General features: G+C 64.6%; 15 protein-coding genes. 6 read left to right on the plus strand and 9 right to left on the minus strand.

What is annotated here, in order from left to right:
- Positions 1 to 61: 61 nt before the first annotated feature.
- From H8A95_RS08285 to H8A95_RS08305, 5 genes are all read right to left on the minus strand, one after another.
- Positions 62 to 1,900, minus strand: coding sequence for an AMP-dependent synthetase/ligase (locus tag H8A95_RS08285; RefSeq protein ID WP_229182722.1), 1,839 nt, complete (start codon positions 1,898 to 1,900; stop codon positions 62 to 64).
- A 129-nt stretch (positions 1,901 to 2,029) separates the two neighbouring features.
- Entirely contained in the window at positions 2,030 to 2,809 is a 780-nt protein-coding gene (locus tag H8A95_RS08290) for an ABC transporter ATP-binding protein (RefSeq protein WP_229182723.1), read from the minus strand.
- A 10-nt stretch (positions 2,810 to 2,819) separates the two neighbouring features.
- The gene (locus tag H8A95_RS08295) at positions 2,820 to 3,578 is read right to left on the minus strand and encodes an ABC transporter ATP-binding protein (RefSeq protein ID WP_092119690.1); all 759 of its coding nucleotides are present in this window, start codon (positions 3,576 to 3,578) and stop codon (positions 2,820 to 2,822) included.
- Positions 3,575 to 4,726 (minus strand): branched-chain amino acid ABC transporter permease, encoded by a 1,152-nt coding sequence (locus H8A95_RS08300; RefSeq protein ID WP_229182724.1) that lies wholly within the window; start codon positions 4,724 to 4,726, stop codon positions 3,575 to 3,577. The genes H8A95_RS08295 and H8A95_RS08300 overlap by 4 nt, the downstream gene beginning before the upstream one ends.
- 9 nt (positions 4,727 to 4,735) lie before the next feature.
- Complete coding sequence (locus H8A95_RS08305) at positions 4,736 to 5,611, minus strand: branched-chain amino acid ABC transporter permease (protein ID WP_021080282.1); 876 nt, start codon at positions 5,609 to 5,611, stop codon at positions 4,736 to 4,738.
- 293 nt (positions 5,612 to 5,904) lie between these two features.
- On the opposite strand from H8A95_RS08305, the gene H8A95_RS08310 reads away from it, so the two are divergent.
- Together H8A95_RS08310 and H8A95_RS08315 are read left to right on the plus strand one after the other, a co-directional pair.
- Positions 5,905 to 6,657 (plus strand): ABC transporter ATP-binding protein, encoded by a 753-nt coding sequence (locus H8A95_RS08310; RefSeq protein WP_229182725.1) that lies wholly within the window; start codon positions 5,905 to 5,907, stop codon positions 6,655 to 6,657.
- Entirely contained in the window at positions 6,654 to 8,174 is a 1,521-nt protein-coding gene (locus H8A95_RS08315) for a permease (RefSeq protein WP_229182726.1), read from the plus strand. The genes H8A95_RS08310 and H8A95_RS08315 overlap by 4 nt, the downstream gene beginning before the upstream one ends.
- An 8-nt stretch (positions 8,175 to 8,182) precedes the next feature.
- On the opposite strand, the gene H8A95_RS08320 is transcribed toward H8A95_RS08315, so the two are convergent.
- A complete protein-coding gene (locus H8A95_RS08320) occupies positions 8,183 to 9,121 on the minus strand; it encodes an alpha/beta fold hydrolase (RefSeq protein ID WP_229182727.1) in 939 nt (312 codons plus the stop codon).
- Between the two features lie 164 nt (positions 9,122 to 9,285).
- Between H8A95_RS08320 and H8A95_RS08325 the strand changes: the two genes are divergently transcribed.
- Genes H8A95_RS08325 through H8A95_RS08335 form a run of 3 tightly spaced genes read left to right on the plus strand, consistent with a single transcriptional unit; the run spans position 9,286 to position 12,139 of the window.
- Positions 9,286 to 10,101, plus strand: coding sequence for an MBL fold metallo-hydrolase (locus H8A95_RS08325; protein WP_229182728.1), 816 nt, complete (start codon positions 9,286 to 9,288; stop codon positions 10,099 to 10,101).
- 44 nt (positions 10,102 to 10,145) lie between these two features.
- Entirely contained in the window at positions 10,146 to 11,195 is a 1,050-nt protein-coding gene (locus H8A95_RS08330; RefSeq protein ID WP_229182729.1) for an amidohydrolase family protein, read from the plus strand.
- Between the two features lie 11 nt (positions 11,196 to 11,206).
- The gene (locus H8A95_RS08335) at positions 11,207 to 12,139 is read left to right on the plus strand and encodes a GNAT family N-acetyltransferase (protein WP_229182730.1); all 933 of its coding nucleotides are present in this window, start codon (positions 11,207 to 11,209) and stop codon (positions 12,137 to 12,139) included.
- Between the two features lie 175 nt (positions 12,140 to 12,314).
- On the opposite strand, the gene H8A95_RS08340 is transcribed toward H8A95_RS08335, so the two are convergent.
- The 3 genes from H8A95_RS08340 to H8A95_RS08350 all read right to left on the minus strand — a co-directional run bounded on the left by H8A95_RS08340 (position 12,315) and on the right by H8A95_RS08350 (position 15,498).
- The gene (locus H8A95_RS08340) at positions 12,315 to 13,571 is read right to left on the minus strand and encodes an aminopeptidase (RefSeq protein WP_229182731.1); all 1,257 of its coding nucleotides are present in this window, start codon (positions 13,569 to 13,571) and stop codon (positions 12,315 to 12,317) included.
- Positions 13,572 to 13,686: 115 nt separating this feature from the next.
- Positions 13,687 to 15,048 carry a class-II fumarase/aspartase family protein gene (locus tag H8A95_RS08345; RefSeq protein ID WP_229182732.1) on the minus strand — a complete coding sequence of 454 codons (1,362 nt, stop codon included), beginning with the start codon at positions 15,046 to 15,048 and terminating at the stop codon, positions 13,687 to 13,689.
- A gap of 60 nt (positions 15,049 to 15,108) precedes the next feature.
- Positions 15,109 to 15,498, minus strand: coding sequence for a carboxymuconolactone decarboxylase family protein (locus H8A95_RS08350; protein ID WP_229182733.1), 390 nt, complete (start codon positions 15,496 to 15,498; stop codon positions 15,109 to 15,111).
- Between the two features lie 136 nt (positions 15,499 to 15,634).
- Between H8A95_RS08350 and H8A95_RS08355 the strand changes: the two genes are divergently transcribed.
- Positions 15,635 to 16,594, plus strand: a complete 960-nt coding sequence (locus H8A95_RS08355; RefSeq protein WP_229182734.1) for a Bug family tripartite tricarboxylate transporter substrate binding protein — start codon at positions 15,635 to 15,637, stop codon at positions 16,592 to 16,594.
- The last annotated feature ends 1 nt before the right edge of the window (position 16,595 follow it).

A 16,595-nucleotide genomic window follows, 5' to 3' on the forward strand; every position in this document is an offset into this window, starting at 1 on the left:
CGGCTCTCTCCTTGAGCATGATCTTTTCGGAAAACCGCTTCACACTTTTCCGGATCATGCTCTATGCCACCGCCCGCGCGCCATACATGGCGTCGATCTCGGCCGCGTAGCGCTTGTTCACGAAGCTACGCTTCAGCTTCATGGTCGGCGTCAGTTCCTCGTCCTCGGGCGTCAGCTGGCGCTCGATCAAATAGAATTTCTTGATGGTCTCGACGCGCGCGAATTTCGCGTTGACCGCCTCGACCTCGCGGTGGATCAGGTCCTGGATCTCGCGGGCCCGGCACAGGCTCGCGTAATTGGTGAAGGGAATGTCCTGGTCCTGGGCGTATTTCTCGACATTCTCCTGATCGATCATGATCAGGCAGGTGAGATACGGCCGCTTGTCGCCGATCACGACCGCGTCCGAGACATAGGGCGAGAATTTGAGCTGGTTCTCGATCTCGGACGGCGTGACGTTCTTGCCGCCGGAGGTGATGATGATGTCCTTCATCCGGTCGGTGATCTTGACATAGCCTTCATTGTCGATCGCGCCGACGTCGCCGGTGTGCAGCCAGCCTTTGGCGTCGATCGTCTCGGCGGTCTTCTCCGGCTGGTTGAGATAACCCATGAACAGGAAGTCGCCCTTGATCAGGATTTCGCCCTTCGGACAGATCATCACCTCGCCCCAGGGCGCGGCCTTGCCGACCGAGCCGAGCTTGATGCGGTCGGCCGGCATCATGGTCGCGACGCCGCAATTCTCGGTCTGGCCGTAGACCTCGCGCATGTCGATGCCGAGCGCGAGATACCAGCGGATCAGATCTGGCGAGATAGGCGCAGCGCCGGTCAATGCGATCCGGCAGCGGTCGAGCCCGAGCATGCGACGGATGTTGCGGAACACCAGCCAATAGGCAGCGTGGTTGGCGAGCCGCAGCGACAGCGGCGGCATCTCGCCGTCCAGGCGATACTCGGTCATCCGGTTGCCGATCGCGAGCGCGCGGGCGTACATCCAGTTCTGGAACGGGGTCGCGTCCTTCAGCGCGATGGTGATGCCGGAATAGAACTTCTCCCAGATCCGGGGCACCGCAAGGAACGCGGTCGGCTGCACCTCGCGCAGATTGTCCGGCACCGTCTCCGGGCTCTCTGCGAAATTCATCACCGAGCCGAGCGCGAGCGAGATGTAATAGCCGCCGACCCGCTCGGCGACGTGGCAGAGCGGCAGGAACACCAGCCGCTCCTCGCTGTCGGTCGAGGGATAGAGATCGTTGGCATGGCGCATCTGGTGCGTCACGCTGCGGTTGGAATGCATCGCGCCCTTGGGCGGGCCTGTGGTGCCTGAGGTGTAGACCAGGATCGCGAGATCGGAGGCGGTGCGGCTGCCGGTCATCTCATCCCACAAGGCGTCATTGCCTTGTGCATGATTGCGGCCGAGTGCCGCGAATTCGGCGAGCGACAGCACCATCGGGTCGGAGAAGCCGGAGAGGCCCTCCATGTCGAACACGACGATCTTGTCCAGCGTCGGACAGCGCGACCGGCAGGCCAGCACCTTGTCGAGCTGCTCCTCGTCCTCGACGAAGATCACCCGGGTGTGGGAATCATTGATGAGATATTCGACCTGCGCTGCGGAATCGGTCGGATAGATGCCGGACGACACGCCGCCGGCGCACAGGATGCCCATGTCGGCATAGACCCATTCCGGCACCGCATTGGCGATGATCGAGGCGACGTCGCCGGGGCGGAAGCCGGTCGCATGCAGGCCGAAGGCGATGTCCTTGGATATCTGCAGCCATTCGCGCCAGCTGGTCGGCTGCCAGATACCGAACTTCTTCTCGCGGATCGCGGGCCTGTCGCCACGCGTTTGCACCGCGAGCAGAAAGCTCCGCGCGATCGTGTCGGCAACCGTCAGCACCGCTGGTCCTGCCATGCGCGCTCCCTCCTCTGCCGCTTGTTTCACGCGCCGGCTCGGGTACCGGTCTTGTTTGCGAAACAGGCCTGAAATCTAGCTCCAACTCTCCCGCAACGCAGCGTCGACTTTCGTCGACGCCAACCTTCCTCAGCGCCAGGTTTTCTTCTTTTTCCAGCGCCGCTCGCCCCGGGCGCCGGCTTCCTTGGCGCCGAGATAGAACTCCTGGATATCTGGTGAATTCATCAGCCGCTCGCAGGTGTCGTTCATGACGACGCGGCCGATCTCCAGCACATAGCCGTAATGCGCCGTCTCCAGCGCGATCTTGGCATTCTGCTCGACCAACAGGATCGACATGCCCTGCTCCTCGTTGACGCGGCGGATGATGGTGAATATCTCCTTCACCAGGATCGGCGACAGCCCAAGCGACGGCTCATCGAGCAGCAGCAGCGTCGGCCGGTTCATCAGCGCGCGTCCGATCGCCAGCATCTGCTGCTCGCCGCCCGAAAGCTGGCCGGCCGGCTGGCCGAGCCGCTCCCTCAGCCGTGGAAAATAGCCGTAGACGCGCTCGAGGTCCTGCGCCACACCGTCGCGGTCCTTGCGCAGATAGGCGCCCATCATCAGGTTCTCGCGCACCGACAGGAACGGAAACACCTCGCGTCCCTCCGGCACATGGCTAAGGCCGAGCCGCACGATCCGGTCGGCCTCCATGCGCTGGATCGGCTTGCCCAAAAATTCGATCGATCCCTTCTGCGGGTCGAGAATGCCGGAGATCGTCTTCAGCACCGTGGTCTTGCCGGCGCCGTTGGCGCCGAGCAGCGTCACGATCCGGCCGCGCGGCACCTCGAGGCTGATGCCGCGGATGGCCATGATCGGCCCGTAATAGCTTTCGATGTTGGAGAGCCTCAGGATGATCTCCGATGTGCTCATGCCATCATCCTCATGCGCCGAGATAGGCTGCGACGACGTCGGGATGGTGCTGTACTTCCGAGGGCGAGCCCATCGCCAGCACCCGGCCGTAGTTCAGCGCGATCACGCGGTCGGAGACCCGATTGACCAGCGTCATGTCGTGCTCGACCATCAACACGGTGATGCCGAGCTCGCTCTTCATGTCACGGATCCAGAACGACATGTCGTCGGTCTCTTCGACATTGAGGCCGGACGACGGCTCGTCGAGCAGGATCAGCTTCGGCTCCGAGCACAGCGCCCGCGCCAGCTCGATCACCTTGCGCACGCCGTAGGGCAGGCCCGAGATCAACTTGTCGCGGTAGGGCTCGAGATCGAGGAATTCGATCACCTGCTCGACCCGGCGGCGATGCGCCTTCTCGCCGGCGCGGACGCTCGGCAGGAACAACAGCTCCTGCCAGAGCTGCGTGGTGGAATGACGATGGCGGCCGACCAGGAGATTGCTCAGCACGGTCGCATTCTCGAACAGCTCGATGTTCTGGAAGGTGCGCGCGATGCCGAGCCGCGCGATATCGTAGGCCGGCTGCTGGGTGATGTCCTGATCCTCGAAGAAGATCTTGCCCGAGGTCGGCGGATAGATGCGCGAGATCAGGTTGAAGATCGAGCTCTTGCCGGCGCCATTCGGCCCTATGATCGAGAGGATCTCGCCCTTCTCGACCGCGAAGCTGACAGCATCGACCGCTTTGAGGCCGCCGAAATGCAGGGACAGGTTCTCGGCGCGGAAATAGCTCATCGGTTCCGCTCCGATTTCACGTAGATCTTCTGCCGCTTGAAGGTCGCGCGCTTGTAGAGCGGGAACAACTGGAAGAAGAGCTTGATCTTGAGCCAGCGGCCATAAAGTCCCAAGGGCTCGAAGAGTACGAACACCACGATGATGACGCCGTAGATCGCGCCCTTCAGCCCGTTGGCGGAGGCAAAGGCTGCGACCGCATCCTGGATGTGGCCCGCGCGCTCGGCGCCGGCGCCCAGCGTGGCCGCAGCGCCCGCGATCACGCCGGGCATGTCGTCCTTCAGATAGGTCAGGAACGGATCGATCATGACCAGGAAGATCGCGCCCAGCACCGCACCGTGCAGGCTGAACGTGCCGCCGATCAGGATCACGATGATGAACTCGATCGAGAGCTGCAGCGTGAACATCTCGGGCGAGATGAAGGACAGCTTGTGGGCGAACAGCACGCCGGCAAAGCCGGTGATACCAGCCGAGATCGCGAACGACTTCACCTTGTAGAGCGCGACATTGATGCCCATGCTGCGCGCCGCGGTCTCGCTGTCGCGGATCGCGACAAAGGCGCGCCCGGTCGGCGAGCGCAGCAGATTGAGCGTGCCGACGATGGTCAGCACCAGCACCGCAAGGCAGAGATAATAGAAGGTCGGGCCGTCGCGCGACACCGTGGTGCCGAAGAGCTGCATGGTCTTGACCCGCATGCCCTCATTGCCGTTGGTTACGCTTTCCCAGCGCGCCATGATTTCTTCGACAATGAAGGCAAACGAGATCGTGGCAATCACGAGATAGATGCCCTGCAGCCGCAGCGCCGGAAATCCGACCAGTGCGCCGACGACGCCGGTCAACAGCCCGGCAGCGAGGAAGTACACTGGAAACGGCACGTTGAATTGCTGCAGATAGGCCGCGGTGTAGGCGCCGATCGCCAGAAACGCGGCATGGCCGAGCGAGGCCTGTCCGGTGAAGCCGGTCAGGATCAAGAGCCCGACGCCGACCGTCGCGTAGATGCAGACGAAGACCAGCTGGCTCATCAGATAGCTCGAGAGCACATAGGGCGCGATCAGCAGCACCGCCAGCAGCAGGCCGTAAGAATAGACGTAGCCGGAATGCGGAAACAGCCTGATGTCGTCTTCATAGTCGGTCTTGAAGAGAAACCGCATGCTTCCTCCTCAAACCTTCTTGCGGACATGAAGGCCGAACAGGCCCTCAGGCTTGAGCAGCAGCACTGCGAGCAGCACGATGTAGGGTGCGACGTCCTTCCATCCCTGCGGCAGATAGAAGCCGGCCATGCTCTCGATCACGCCGATCAGGACGCCGCCGACCACCGCACCCGGGATCGAGCCGAAGCCGCCGAGCACCGCGGCCGGAAACGCCTTCAGTCCCAGCACCAAGCCGACGTTGGAATGGATGAAGGTGATCGGCGCCAGCAGCACGCCGGCGCAGGTCGCCACCGCCGCCGAGATCGCCCAGACGATCGAGACCACGCGCTTGACCGGGATGCCCATGTAATAGGCAGCCAGCATGTTCTCGGAGCTGGCGCGCATCGCGGTGCCGAGCGTGGTGCGGTTGAAGAACAGATAGAGCAGCGCGCACAGGATGATGGTCGCCGCGATCACCGACAGCTTGTCGTAGGCGAGCACGAGGCTGCCAATTCGCAGCACGCCCTGGCTGAACGGCGTTTCGATCTTGAAGTCGTCGGTGCCCCAGATCATGCCGGCGACGGAACGCAGGAAATAGCCGAGCCCGATCGTCGCCATGATGATGGAGAACTGCGGATAGCCGAGGATCGGCCGCACCACGAGCCGCTCGGCCAGCATGCCGAACAGCGCCATGCAGATCACCGCGCCGGCGAAGCCGACCCAGTAATTCAGCCCGAGCATGCCGATGAAGGTGAAGGCGAAAAAGCCGCCCAGCATCATCAAATCGCCTTGCGCGAAATTGACGACCTCGGTTGCCTTGTAGACCAGCACGAAGCCGAGCGCGATCAGGCCGTAAACGCAGCCGAGCGCAATGCCGCTGACGAGCTGCTGAACAAAGTCCAGCATCGTTCCCTCCCCGATGCCCGGCGATTCTTATCCGATCGCTCGTTGCATCCCGCCTTCGCGCCCTTGTGTCGGGAGCGCTGAAAGCCGCCTATGTCCGCCCCGATTGAGCCAAAACGCCCGATCCCTGTCAACAAACCGCTGATCGGGCTATATCATCACATTTGCGGAGATATACCGCAGCACGGACTAATACGGATATCGCATTCGATTTGCCCCGTGAGATTCACTGCACCGAAACGGTTTTTGTCCAAGTTTGCGCAACCGACGAGCGAAATCCCGGATCGCCACGCACCATGACATCGCAACTGTCCGCACTCGCCGTGCGAGGGTTAACCAAGCGTTTTGACCGCCCGGCGGTCGACGCGCTCGATCTCACCATCCGGGTCGGCGAGTTCTATGCGCTGCTCGGACCGAACGGCGCAGGCAAGACCACGACGCTGCGCATGGTGGCAGGACTGCTGCGGCCCGATGCCGGCTCGGTGTCGATCCTCGGCATCGACGCGCTGGCCGATCCGGTCGCCGCCAAGCAGATCATGGCCTGGGTGTCCGACGAGCCGATGATCTACGACAAGCTGACGCCGCTGGAATATCTCGAATTCGTCGCCGGCCTGTGGGGCATCGATCCCCGCACGTCGGAGCGGTCGGCGCGCGACCTCCTGGTGTCACTCGGGCTCGAGCCGCATCTCAACGAGCGCTGCGAAGGTTTCTCCAAGGGCATGCGCCAGAAGGTGGCGCTCGCCGGTGCGCTGGTGCACGATCCGCGCCTGATCATTCTCGATGAACCGCTGACCGGCCTCGACGCGCTGTCGGCGCGTCACGTTAAGGGGCTGTTGCAGGAGCGCGTCCGCACCGGCTGCACCGTGATCATGACCACCCACATTCTCGAAGTCGCCGAGCGCATGGCCGACCGCATCGGCGTGATCGCGGCAGGCAGGCTGATCGCCGAGGGCACGCTGGCCGAACTGCGCGAGCAGAACGGCCGCAACGACACCACGCTCGAGGACATGTTCATCGCGCTGGTCGATACCGAAGCGGCGGCCGCGTGAGCTCGGTCGCCCATCTCTCCTGGTTCGCCCGCCACGAATTCCGTCTGGCATGGCGCGAATGGCTGGCGATGATGACCGGCGGCCGGCGCCGGCGCAATCGCGCGGTGATCGGCCTCCTGATCTTCGCGGCGATCCTGCATCTGCCGGCCTATGCCGTGGTCAGCCGCTATGCCGATCTGCGGTTTCCGCTCGATCCGTCCTCGCTGATCGTGCTGACCGCGACGATCCTCCTGGCCTGGGCGCTGATGCTCTCGCAGGCGATCGAGTCGGTGACGCGCGTGTTCTATGCCCGCGCCGATCTCGATTTGATCATGTCCTCGCCGGCGAAGCTCACCAACATCTTCTCGATCCGGATCGCCGCCATCGCGCTGACGGTGAGCAGCATGGCGCTGCTGCTGTCGACGCCCTTCATCGACGTGCTGGTGTATCTCGGCGGCCCGCGTTGGCTCGCCGGCTTCGGCGTCGTGCTTGCGATCGGGCTGTCGGCGGCCGCCACGGCGATCGCCGTCACCGCCTTCCTGTTTCGCCTGATCGGGCCGAGCCGGACCCGGCTTGTGGCGCAGATCGTCTCCGCCGTCATCGGCGCAGGCTTCGTCATCGCGCTGCAGATCGTCGCCGTGCTGTCCTATGGCACCCTGTCGCGGTTTGCCTTTCTGACCTCGGATACCGCGGCACGAATTGCTCCCGCCCTCGACAGCCTGCTCTGGTGGCCGGCGCGCGCCTCACTCGGCGATCTCGAGATCATGATGCTGCTGCTCGCAGCAAGCCTCGTGTTGCTCGGCGTCGTGATGGCGGTGTTCGCACCGCGGTTTGCCGACACGGTCGCAAGCGTCGCCGCCAATCCGGCCGCGGTCACGCAGGGGCGCGCCCGCGCGTTCCGCCCCGGCTCGCGGCAGCAGGCGTTGCGACGCAAGGAGATCTTGCTGCTGCGCCGCGATCCGTGGCTGCTGTCGCAGAGCCTGATGCAGATGCTCTATCTGTTGCCGCCGGCGCTGATGCTGTGGCGCAGCTTCTCCGGCACGTCGACCGCGATCGTGCTGATTACGCCTGTCATCGTGATGGCCGCGGGCCAGCTCGCCGGCGGGCTTGCCTGGCTAACCATCTCCGGCGAAGACGCTCCCGATCTGGTGGCGACCGCGCCGCTGCCGCCGTCGCGCGTGACCCGCGCCAAGATCGAGGTCGTGCTGATCGCAATCGCCGTGGTCTTCGCGCCGCTGGTGGCCGCATTGGTATTCGCCTCGCCGCAGCAGGCTGCGGTGACGGCAATCGCGATCATTATCGCGACCGCATCCGCCGCCGCCGTCCAGCTCTGGTTCCGCGCGCAGGCCAAGCGCAGCCAGTTCCGCCGGCGCCAGACCTCCTCCCGGATCGCCACCTTCGCGGAGGCCTTCTCCTCGATCGGCTGGGCCGCAACCGCGGCATTGGCGCTGACGATTCCGGGAGCTGCGCTGGTCAGCGGCATTCTGACGCTGATGACGCTCGCCATCGCCTGGAAGATCAGCCCGCGGCAAGCGTGAGACCGCGCTTAAGCCTTCATCACCTCGATCACCGCCACGGCAAATGCCTCCGGCGCTTCCTGCGGCACATTGTGGCCGACGCCCGGAATTGCGCGATGGGCCAGGCGGCGCGTGTACTTTGCCGCGGTGCGACTGCCGTCGGACACGAACGTCACGCCGTCGTCGGCGCCGTCGAGCGAGATGGCCGGGACCTTGATCACAGGCAATGTGTCGAGCCGCCGCTGCAGATCCGCATATTGCGGGTCTCCTTCGACAACGCCGTAACGATGCCGATAACTGTGGATCACGACGTCGACATAATCAGGATTGTCGAATGCGACCGCAGTCCGCTCGAAGCAGGCCTCGTCGAACGCCCAGGTGGGTGACCATTGCGACCACAGAATTTTCGCGATGCCGCGCCGGTTGGCGGCAAGCCCTGCGCGCCCCCGCTCGAGCTGGAAGTAGTACTGATACCACAGCGGCACCTCGCGATCCGGCGGCGCCGGCACCATCGCATGCGCGATGTCCTGGATCATGTAGCCATTGGTGCAGACCAGCCCGATGCAGCGTTCCGGCCACAACGCCGCACCGATCGACGCGGCACGGCCGCCCCAGTCATAGCCGGCGAACACTGCGCGCTTGATGCCGAGCGCATCCATCAGCGCCATCATGTCGGCCCCGACCGCGGCCTGCTCGCCCGAGCGCGGCGTCGCCTTGTCGCGGAATACCGTCGGCCCGTAACCGCGCAGATAGGGCACGATGACCCGGCAGCCCTCCGCCGCCAGTATCGGCGCAACGTCGACAAAGGAGTGGATGTCGTAGGGGAAGCCGTGCATCAGCAGCACGACCGGACCGTCCGCCGGGCCGGCCTCGTAATAGGCGATGTTGAGCACACCTGCGTCGACATGGCGCAATGGCTCAAGCCGTTTGGTCGGTGATGCACGTGGCGAAGAGGCGGTGTCGGTCACGCAGAACTCCCTGATCTCCAAGATCTGCACGGCATGGTAGCGCGTCCCGGCACAATAATCGCCTGGATCATGTTGCAATCAGCGCCATGGAGCGATGCGCTGGTCTCATCATGACGGCAAGGCAATTGCGCGGTAGGCTTGCGCCGCCAAAGACGGAACAGGTCATGCTGAGATTGCTCGCCGCGCTCGTCTTGCTGGGAACCTTGACCAGCCATGCCGTCGCGCAAGATGCCCAGCGCAGCGAGTGCTTGGCGATGGCCAACGCGCCGCCACGTGCCATTCCGGTGAACTTCCGGCGCGTCGCTGCCAAGGCCGACGAGGTCGCGATCACCTATGCCGGCCATTCGACCTATTATATCGACACGCCCGGCGGCGTCCGGATCGCGACCGACTACAACGGCGTCTATCGGACCGGGCGATTGCCCGACGTCGCGACAATGAACCGGGCTCACGCGACGCATTACACGCTGTTTCCCGACCCGAGGATCCCCCATGTGCTGCACGGCTGGGGTGAGAACGGCCAGGCCGCGCATTACGCTGACCGCATCGGCGACGTCTATATCCGCAACGTCACCACCGACATCCGCCGCTATTGGGGCGAAGACTCCGGCGGCGAGATGATCAAGGACGGCAACTCGATCTTCATCTTCGAGGTCGCCGGCCTCTGCATCGGCCATCTCGGCCACCTCCACGTCAAGCTGGACGACAGCCATTTCGCAGCGATCGGCCGGCTCGACATCGTGATGGTGCCGATCGACGGCACCTATACGATGTCGCTCGACGGCATCTCCGAGATCACCAAGCGGCTGCGTGCATCGGTGGTGCTGCCGATGCACCGCTTCGCCACCCCGCTCGATGAGTTCATGCGCCTGATCGGCCAGCAATTCGACATCGACCGCCGCGGCGGCGAGCGTACCTTACGGATTTCGCGCGACACCCTGCCTGCGACGCCGACGGTGATCATTCTCGACGGCGTGTAATGACTCTGTTCAAGAAGAAGCAAAACCAACGGGAGTGAAAATCGATGGCCAGCACGTTACCCGCCTCCGCCAGCGGACTCTATGCCGATCCGCGCGAAGACTGGCTCGCCCAATACACCGAGGAGATCATCGATCCTGACCGGCCGATCGTCGATCCGCATCACCACCTCTGGGATCGCGGGGGCTTGCGCTACCTGATCGAGGACATGCGCGACGACATTGCCTCAGGTCACAACATCGTGGCGACGGTCTATGTCGATTGCCGGTCGATGTACCGCGCCGATGGCCCGGAGGCGTTCCGCCCCGTCGGCGAGGTCGAGTTCGCCAACGGCGTCGCGGCGATGGCGGCGAGCGGAGGCTACGGCAAGGCGGCGATCTGCGCCGGCATCGTCAGCCACGTTAACCTTCTGATCGGCGACCAGGCCAAGGCGGTCCTGGAGGCCGAGATTGCCGCCGGCAACGGCCGGTTCCGCGGCATCCGCCACTCCTCGGCCTGGGACGAGGACCCCAATGTCGCCCACATGTATGCAAACCGGCCGAAGGGAATCCTGCTCGATGCCACCTTCCGCAAGGGGTTTGCCTGCCTGGCGCCGCTCGGCCTGAGCTTCGATGCCTGGTTGTTCCACCCGCAGATCGGCGAGCTTACCGACCTCGCCCGCGCCTTCCCCGACACACGGATCGTGCTCGACCATTGCGGCGGCCCGGTCGGCACCGGCCGCTTCGCCGGCAAGCGCGCGGAGACCTTTCCGCTCTGGAAGGCGTCGATCCAGGAGATCGCCAGATGCCCGAACGTCGTGGTCAAGCTCGGCGGGCTGGCGATGTGCCTGCTCGGCTATGACTTCCACCTGCGCCCCCGGCCGCCCTCGTCGGAGGAACTCGCCGCCGCCTGGCGGCCCTATGTGGAGACCTGCATCGAGGCTTTCGGCCCGAACCGTTGCATGTTCGAGAGCAACTTCCCACCTGATAAGGGACAGTGCAGCTATCAGGTGATCTTCAACACCTTTAAACGGCTTGCATCACAATATAGCGAAGCCGAGAAGACGGCGTTGTTCTTGAAGACGGCAAAGGATGTCTATCGGCTCGATATCGGGTAAACTTCCGACTCATGGATGACAGCATCACCATCCGGCCGCTTCGAGAGGCTGATGCGGAAGCGGTGGTCGCACTTTACGCAAAGGCAGCTGCGGTGGAACCGCGGCTAGGACCTGTCACGCTGCCGCAATGGGACCAGTTCCTGAAGCTGCCGCAGAACCGTGGCGGGCGCGACTTTCGTATTGCCGAGCTGAATGGCCGGCTTGTCGGGCTCGCCGAGTCCTCGCTGCGCGACCAGGGCGCGCACCATTCCAGGTTCCTCAAGATCGTCGTGGCGCCCGAGATGCGGCGCCGCCGGATCGGCCTGGCGCTGGTCGACGACGTCCTTGCGATCGACACCGACGCCGATCTTACCGTGCAGACGCTGGTGAGCAGCGACTGGCCGGCGGGAATGGCCTTCGTCGCTGCTTTCGGCTTTGTTCATGTCGAGTCCGAGATCGGGATGAAGTGCGTCGAGCCGTTGCAGCCGGCGCGAACGCTCGCGGCCGCCCGCGCCACCATCGAGCAGGTCTCAGACGTCACCGCCTGCGCGGGCGAGGTCGCGCGCATCCACAACGCCGCCTATGCCTCGGACGCCGCGTTCCGGCTGTATTCGCCGGAGGAGATGGCGCAGGTCCTGACCGAGAGCGAGGTCTGGATCGCCTCGGAGGACGGACAGATGTCGGGCTTCTGCCTGACCGAACCGGAGCGGAACTCGATGTGGATCGAGTCGGTCGCCGTCGACCCGGCGCGGCAGGGACGCGGGCTCGGCCAGCTCTTGGTCTATCGGGTGCTGAGCGCACACGACGTGTCGATCGAACATCCCTGCTGGCTCAATGTCTCGAGCCGCAACGCCGCCGCGCTGAAGATCTATCGCCGCCTCGGCTTCCGGCCACAGCACGAGACCTGTCGCTTCTTGGCGATGCGAGGCGAACTGATCGCCGCGCGCGAGCGGCGGTTTCAATAACGTGCGAACTGCGCTCCCTCGCCCCGTTCTTACGGGGAGAGGGTTGGGGTGAGGGGCCGCCTCCGCATATTCGTTGGTAGCTGCATTCGCCAAGGCTCCCCCTCACCCGGAACGTATCTAGCGACGCGTTCCGACCTCTCCCCGCAAGCGGGGCGAGGTGAAGCGGACATAGCTCTTACGCCCACTCGCCCTTGCGGAATACCGGCACGCTGCGACCGTCGGCATGGATGCCGTCGATGTCGGTGTGGGCGGAACCGATCATCCAGTCGATGTGGATCAGGCTCTTGTTGCCGCCCTGCTCGGCGATCTGCTGCGGCGTCAGCTTGTCGCCGTTGACGAAGCATTTCGAGTAGCACTGGCCGAGCGCGATGTGCGAGGCGGCGTTCTCGTCGAACAGCGTGTTGAAGAACAACAGCCCGCTCTTCGAGATCGGCGAGGAGTGCGGCACCAGCGCGACTTCACCGAGCCGGCGCGCGCCCTCGTCGGTGTCGAGCACCTTGTTCAGCACTTCCTCGCCGCGCGAGGCCTTCGCCTCGACGATGCGGCCTTCCTCGAACTTGACCGAGATGTTGTCGATCAGCGTGCCCTGGTAGGACAGCGGCTTGGAACTGACGACATGGCCGCTGACGCGGCGGCAGTGCGGCGTCGTGAAGACCTCTTCGGTCGGGATGTTGGCATTGCAGACAATGCCGTTCTTGGCGGTCGACGCGCCGCCTTCCCATTCATGACCGTCGGCGAGCCCGATCGTGAGGTCCATTCCCGGACCGGAATATTTCAGTGCGTGGAAGCGCTGGCCGTTCAGCCATTCGGTGCGCTCGCGCAGCCGGGCATTGTGCTTGTCCCAGGCGGCGACGGCGCCGTCCTGATCGACCCGGGACGCGGCGAAGATCGCGTCGGCAAGCTTGGCCACCGCGACGTCTTCGGCATCATCGGGGAACACCTGCTTGGCCCAGGACGTGCTCGGATAGGCGATGATGTTCCAGTTGGTGTCGAAATTGACGATCTTCTCCAGCGCCGGCTGGTAGGCGATCGAATTGGCCTTGCTGGCGCGCGCGACCTTGGTCGGGTCTTCGCCCGACAGCAGCATCGGATTGTCGCCGACGATCGCGAGCCGCGCGGTGTTGGCGCCGAACGCCTTCGCCATGCCCTCATAGAGCCAGCCTGCGGCGCGATCGAAGCTCGCGTCGTTGGCGCAGCGGTAGCGCGCCAGCGTCAGTTCTTCGTCGGAGAAGAACGGGGTCACGAGACCCGCACCGGCCTTGTAGGCATGCTCCACGACCCGCCGCACCAGCGGCATTGCCGCCGCAGGCGCCGTCAGCAGCAAATCCTGCCCCGGCTGCAGCTGCAGGCCGACCTTGATTGCGACTTCGGCGAGCCGATCGAGTTTCACCGGATCGATCGAGGCGGAAAGATTGCGTTGATGTGCGGTCATGAAGCGCCGTGTCGTTTGAGGGTCTCTTCACGATTCGTAGTCCAATTCGATCCGCATCCGCAAGGTTCCCGCCCGCTGCGCCCGATCACGCCACAGCGAGCAATTGCGTCGAATTTTACCGCTTCACAGACGTCAGCACCCGGTCGACCATCTCGGGCGCAAGGCCGAGATAGTTTTTCGGCGCGGTGAGGCGGTCGATCGTCGCCCGATCGATCCGGCTCGCGACGCGATCATCCGCGGCCAGCGCCTCGGCCAGCGTCAGGCCCTTGTCGTTGGCGACACGGCAGGCGTCATAAACGACGTCATGCGCCTCCTGCCGGCCGATCGCGGGCGCAAGGCCCATCATCACGGCTTCAGCAACGATCAGCCCGCGGCTGATGTCGAGATTGTCGGCCATCCGCTTCTCGTTGACGATCAGGCCGCCAAGCGCGAACCTGGCCTGGTGTAAGGCGCCTGCTGTCAGCACAAAGCTTTCCGGGATCGCCATCCATTCGGCGTGCCACGGACCGGTGGCGCGTTCGAAATCCTGCACCATCGCGTCCAGCATCAGGCCGGCATGCTGACGCACCGCCTTGGCGGCCGCGAGCATCAGCTCCGACGAGATCGGGTTGCGCTTCTGCGGCATGGTCGAGGACGCGCCGCGTCCCATCACGAAGGGTTCGTAGACCTCGCCCAATTCGGTCGAGGCCATGATCATGATGTCGAGCGCGATCTTGCCGAGTGTTCCGGTGACCAGCGCGAGGTAATTTACCGCTTCCGCCAGACCGTCGCGCGCGACATGCCAGGTCGAGACAGGAACGCCGAGCCCGAGTTCCTCGCACAGCGCCTTCTGGACCTCGAAGCCCTTGTCGCCCAGCGAGGCCAGCGTGCCGGCGGCGCCGGCGAACTGGCCGACCAGTGCGCGCGGCTTCAGCTCTGCCAGTCGCACGGCGTGCCGATCGAACGCGGCGAGCCAGATTGCGGTCTTGTAGCCGAAGGTCACCGGCAGCGCCTGCTGCAAATGGGTGCGGCCGGCCATCGGCGTGTCGCGGTATTTCTTCGAGAGATCGACGAGGATGCCGCGCAACGCAGCGATGTCATCCTCGATGATCTCCAGGCCATCGCGCAGTTGCAGCACCACCGCGGTGTCCATGATGTCCTGGGTGGTCGCGCCCCAATGGACATAGCGGCCGGCCTCGCCGCACTGCTTTGCCATCTGATGCACCAGCGGCAGGATCGGGTAGCCGACCACATCGGTCTCCTGCCGCAGCAGATCGAAATCGAACGCGGCGACATTGGTCCGCTCCGCAATCTGCTCGGCCGCGTCAACCGGAATCACGCCGCAGCGCGCTTCGGCCTTCGCCAGCGCGACTTCGACCTCGGCATAGCGTTCGATCAGCCGCAGATCGGAAAACACCTCGCGCATCGCGCGCGTGCCGAAGGCATCGCGAAACAGCACGGAATCGAGCACAGTGGTCGAGGTCGGGAAGGCGGACATGGGCAGATCCTGTTGCCGGTCGCAGTCGGCAACGTCCCTATCACGGCACGGGCCTGTGCCCTACCCCTCCGCAGGCACCTCGCCGAACACCTCGGCTGCAATCTTGCTGGTCTCGATCGCGGCCGGAATGCCGCAATACATCGCGACCAGCAACAGCACGTCCTGCACCTGCGCGGCGGTGCAGCCATTGGCGAGCGCGCCCTTGGCATGCACGCGGAACTCGGTCGGCTTGCTGCTCGCCGCGGTGATGCCGAGCATCACCAGGCTGCGGATCTGGTCGGACAGCCCGCTGCGCTCCCAGACGTCGCCATAGACATAGGCATTGATGATGTTTTGCAGCGGCGTGCCGAAATCGCCCGCGGCCGCCATCCGCTTGGCGACATCGCCCTCGCCGAACATCTTCTGGCGCCGGCGCAGCCCGCGCGCATGGAGATCACTGATGTCCACCATCGTCGTCTGGCTCCCCTGTATGGGCTATTTATACGGATAAATACTGCGCACCTCAATATTCCGAAGGGCCGGGCGCTTGCCATTCGGATGCATTTGTCCGTATAAATCTGCAAAAGCGGACGCGGAGGGGACCGGGATGAAGTTACGGCTGGGGCTGCTCGTCGTCCTGCTCGCGGCACTTCCGGGCCTGCCGGCACTCGCCGCGGACGATTTCCCGCAACGGCCGCTCAAGATCATCGTGCCCTTCCCGGCCGGCGCCGGCCCCGACAATGTCGCGCGGCTGGTCGGCCAGCATCTGCAGGACGCATTCGGTCAGACCGTGCTGATCGAGAATCGCGCCGGCGCGCTCGGCAGCATCGGCGCCCAGGAAGTCGCCCGCAGCGCGCCCGACGGCTACACGCTGTTGATGGGCACCAACACCACCCATGCCAGCAACGTCGCGACGCTCAAGAGCCTGCCCTACGACCCGGTGAAGGATTTCGCGCCCGTGATCCGCACCACCACGACGGCGATGGTGCTGCTGGTCAACCCGAAGCTCGCGACCAAGGACCTGCCGCAGTTCCTCAGCTACGCCAAGGCCACTCCCAATCTGACGGCCGGCTACGGCTCCGGCGCATCGCAGATCTCGATCGCGCAGCTGCAGTCGCGCGGCGGCCTGTCGCTGATCGCGGCCTCCTACCGCGGCGTGCCGCAGGCGATGACCGACGTGATGGCGGGCGTGATCGACCTGACCTTCGGCGATTTCTCGGTTGCGATCCCGCAGATGCAGGGCGGCACCTTGCGCGGCATCGCCGTCACATCCGCGGCGCGCAACGAGCTCACGCCCGGCCTGCCCGCCCTCTCCGAAGCGATGCCCGGCTTCGAGGCCACCATCTGGTACGGGCTGTTCGCGCCGGCCGGCACGCCGGAACCGATCGTCAACAGGATCTACGCCGAGTGCGCCAAATACCTCGCGATGCCGGAAACCAGGAAAAAACTCGCCGATGTCGGCGTGATCGTGGCGCCGCTGGCGCCGGCCGAGTTCGGCGCCTTCGTCAAGAGCGAGGTCGTGCGCTGGTCGGCGGAGGTGAAGGCGGCCGGCATCCAGCCGCAATAGC

Origin of the sequence: Bradyrhizobium oropedii (genome assembly GCF_020889685.1) — a bacterium.
Lineage (GTDB): Bacteria > Pseudomonadota > Alphaproteobacteria > Rhizobiales > Xanthobacteraceae > Bradyrhizobium > Bradyrhizobium oropedii.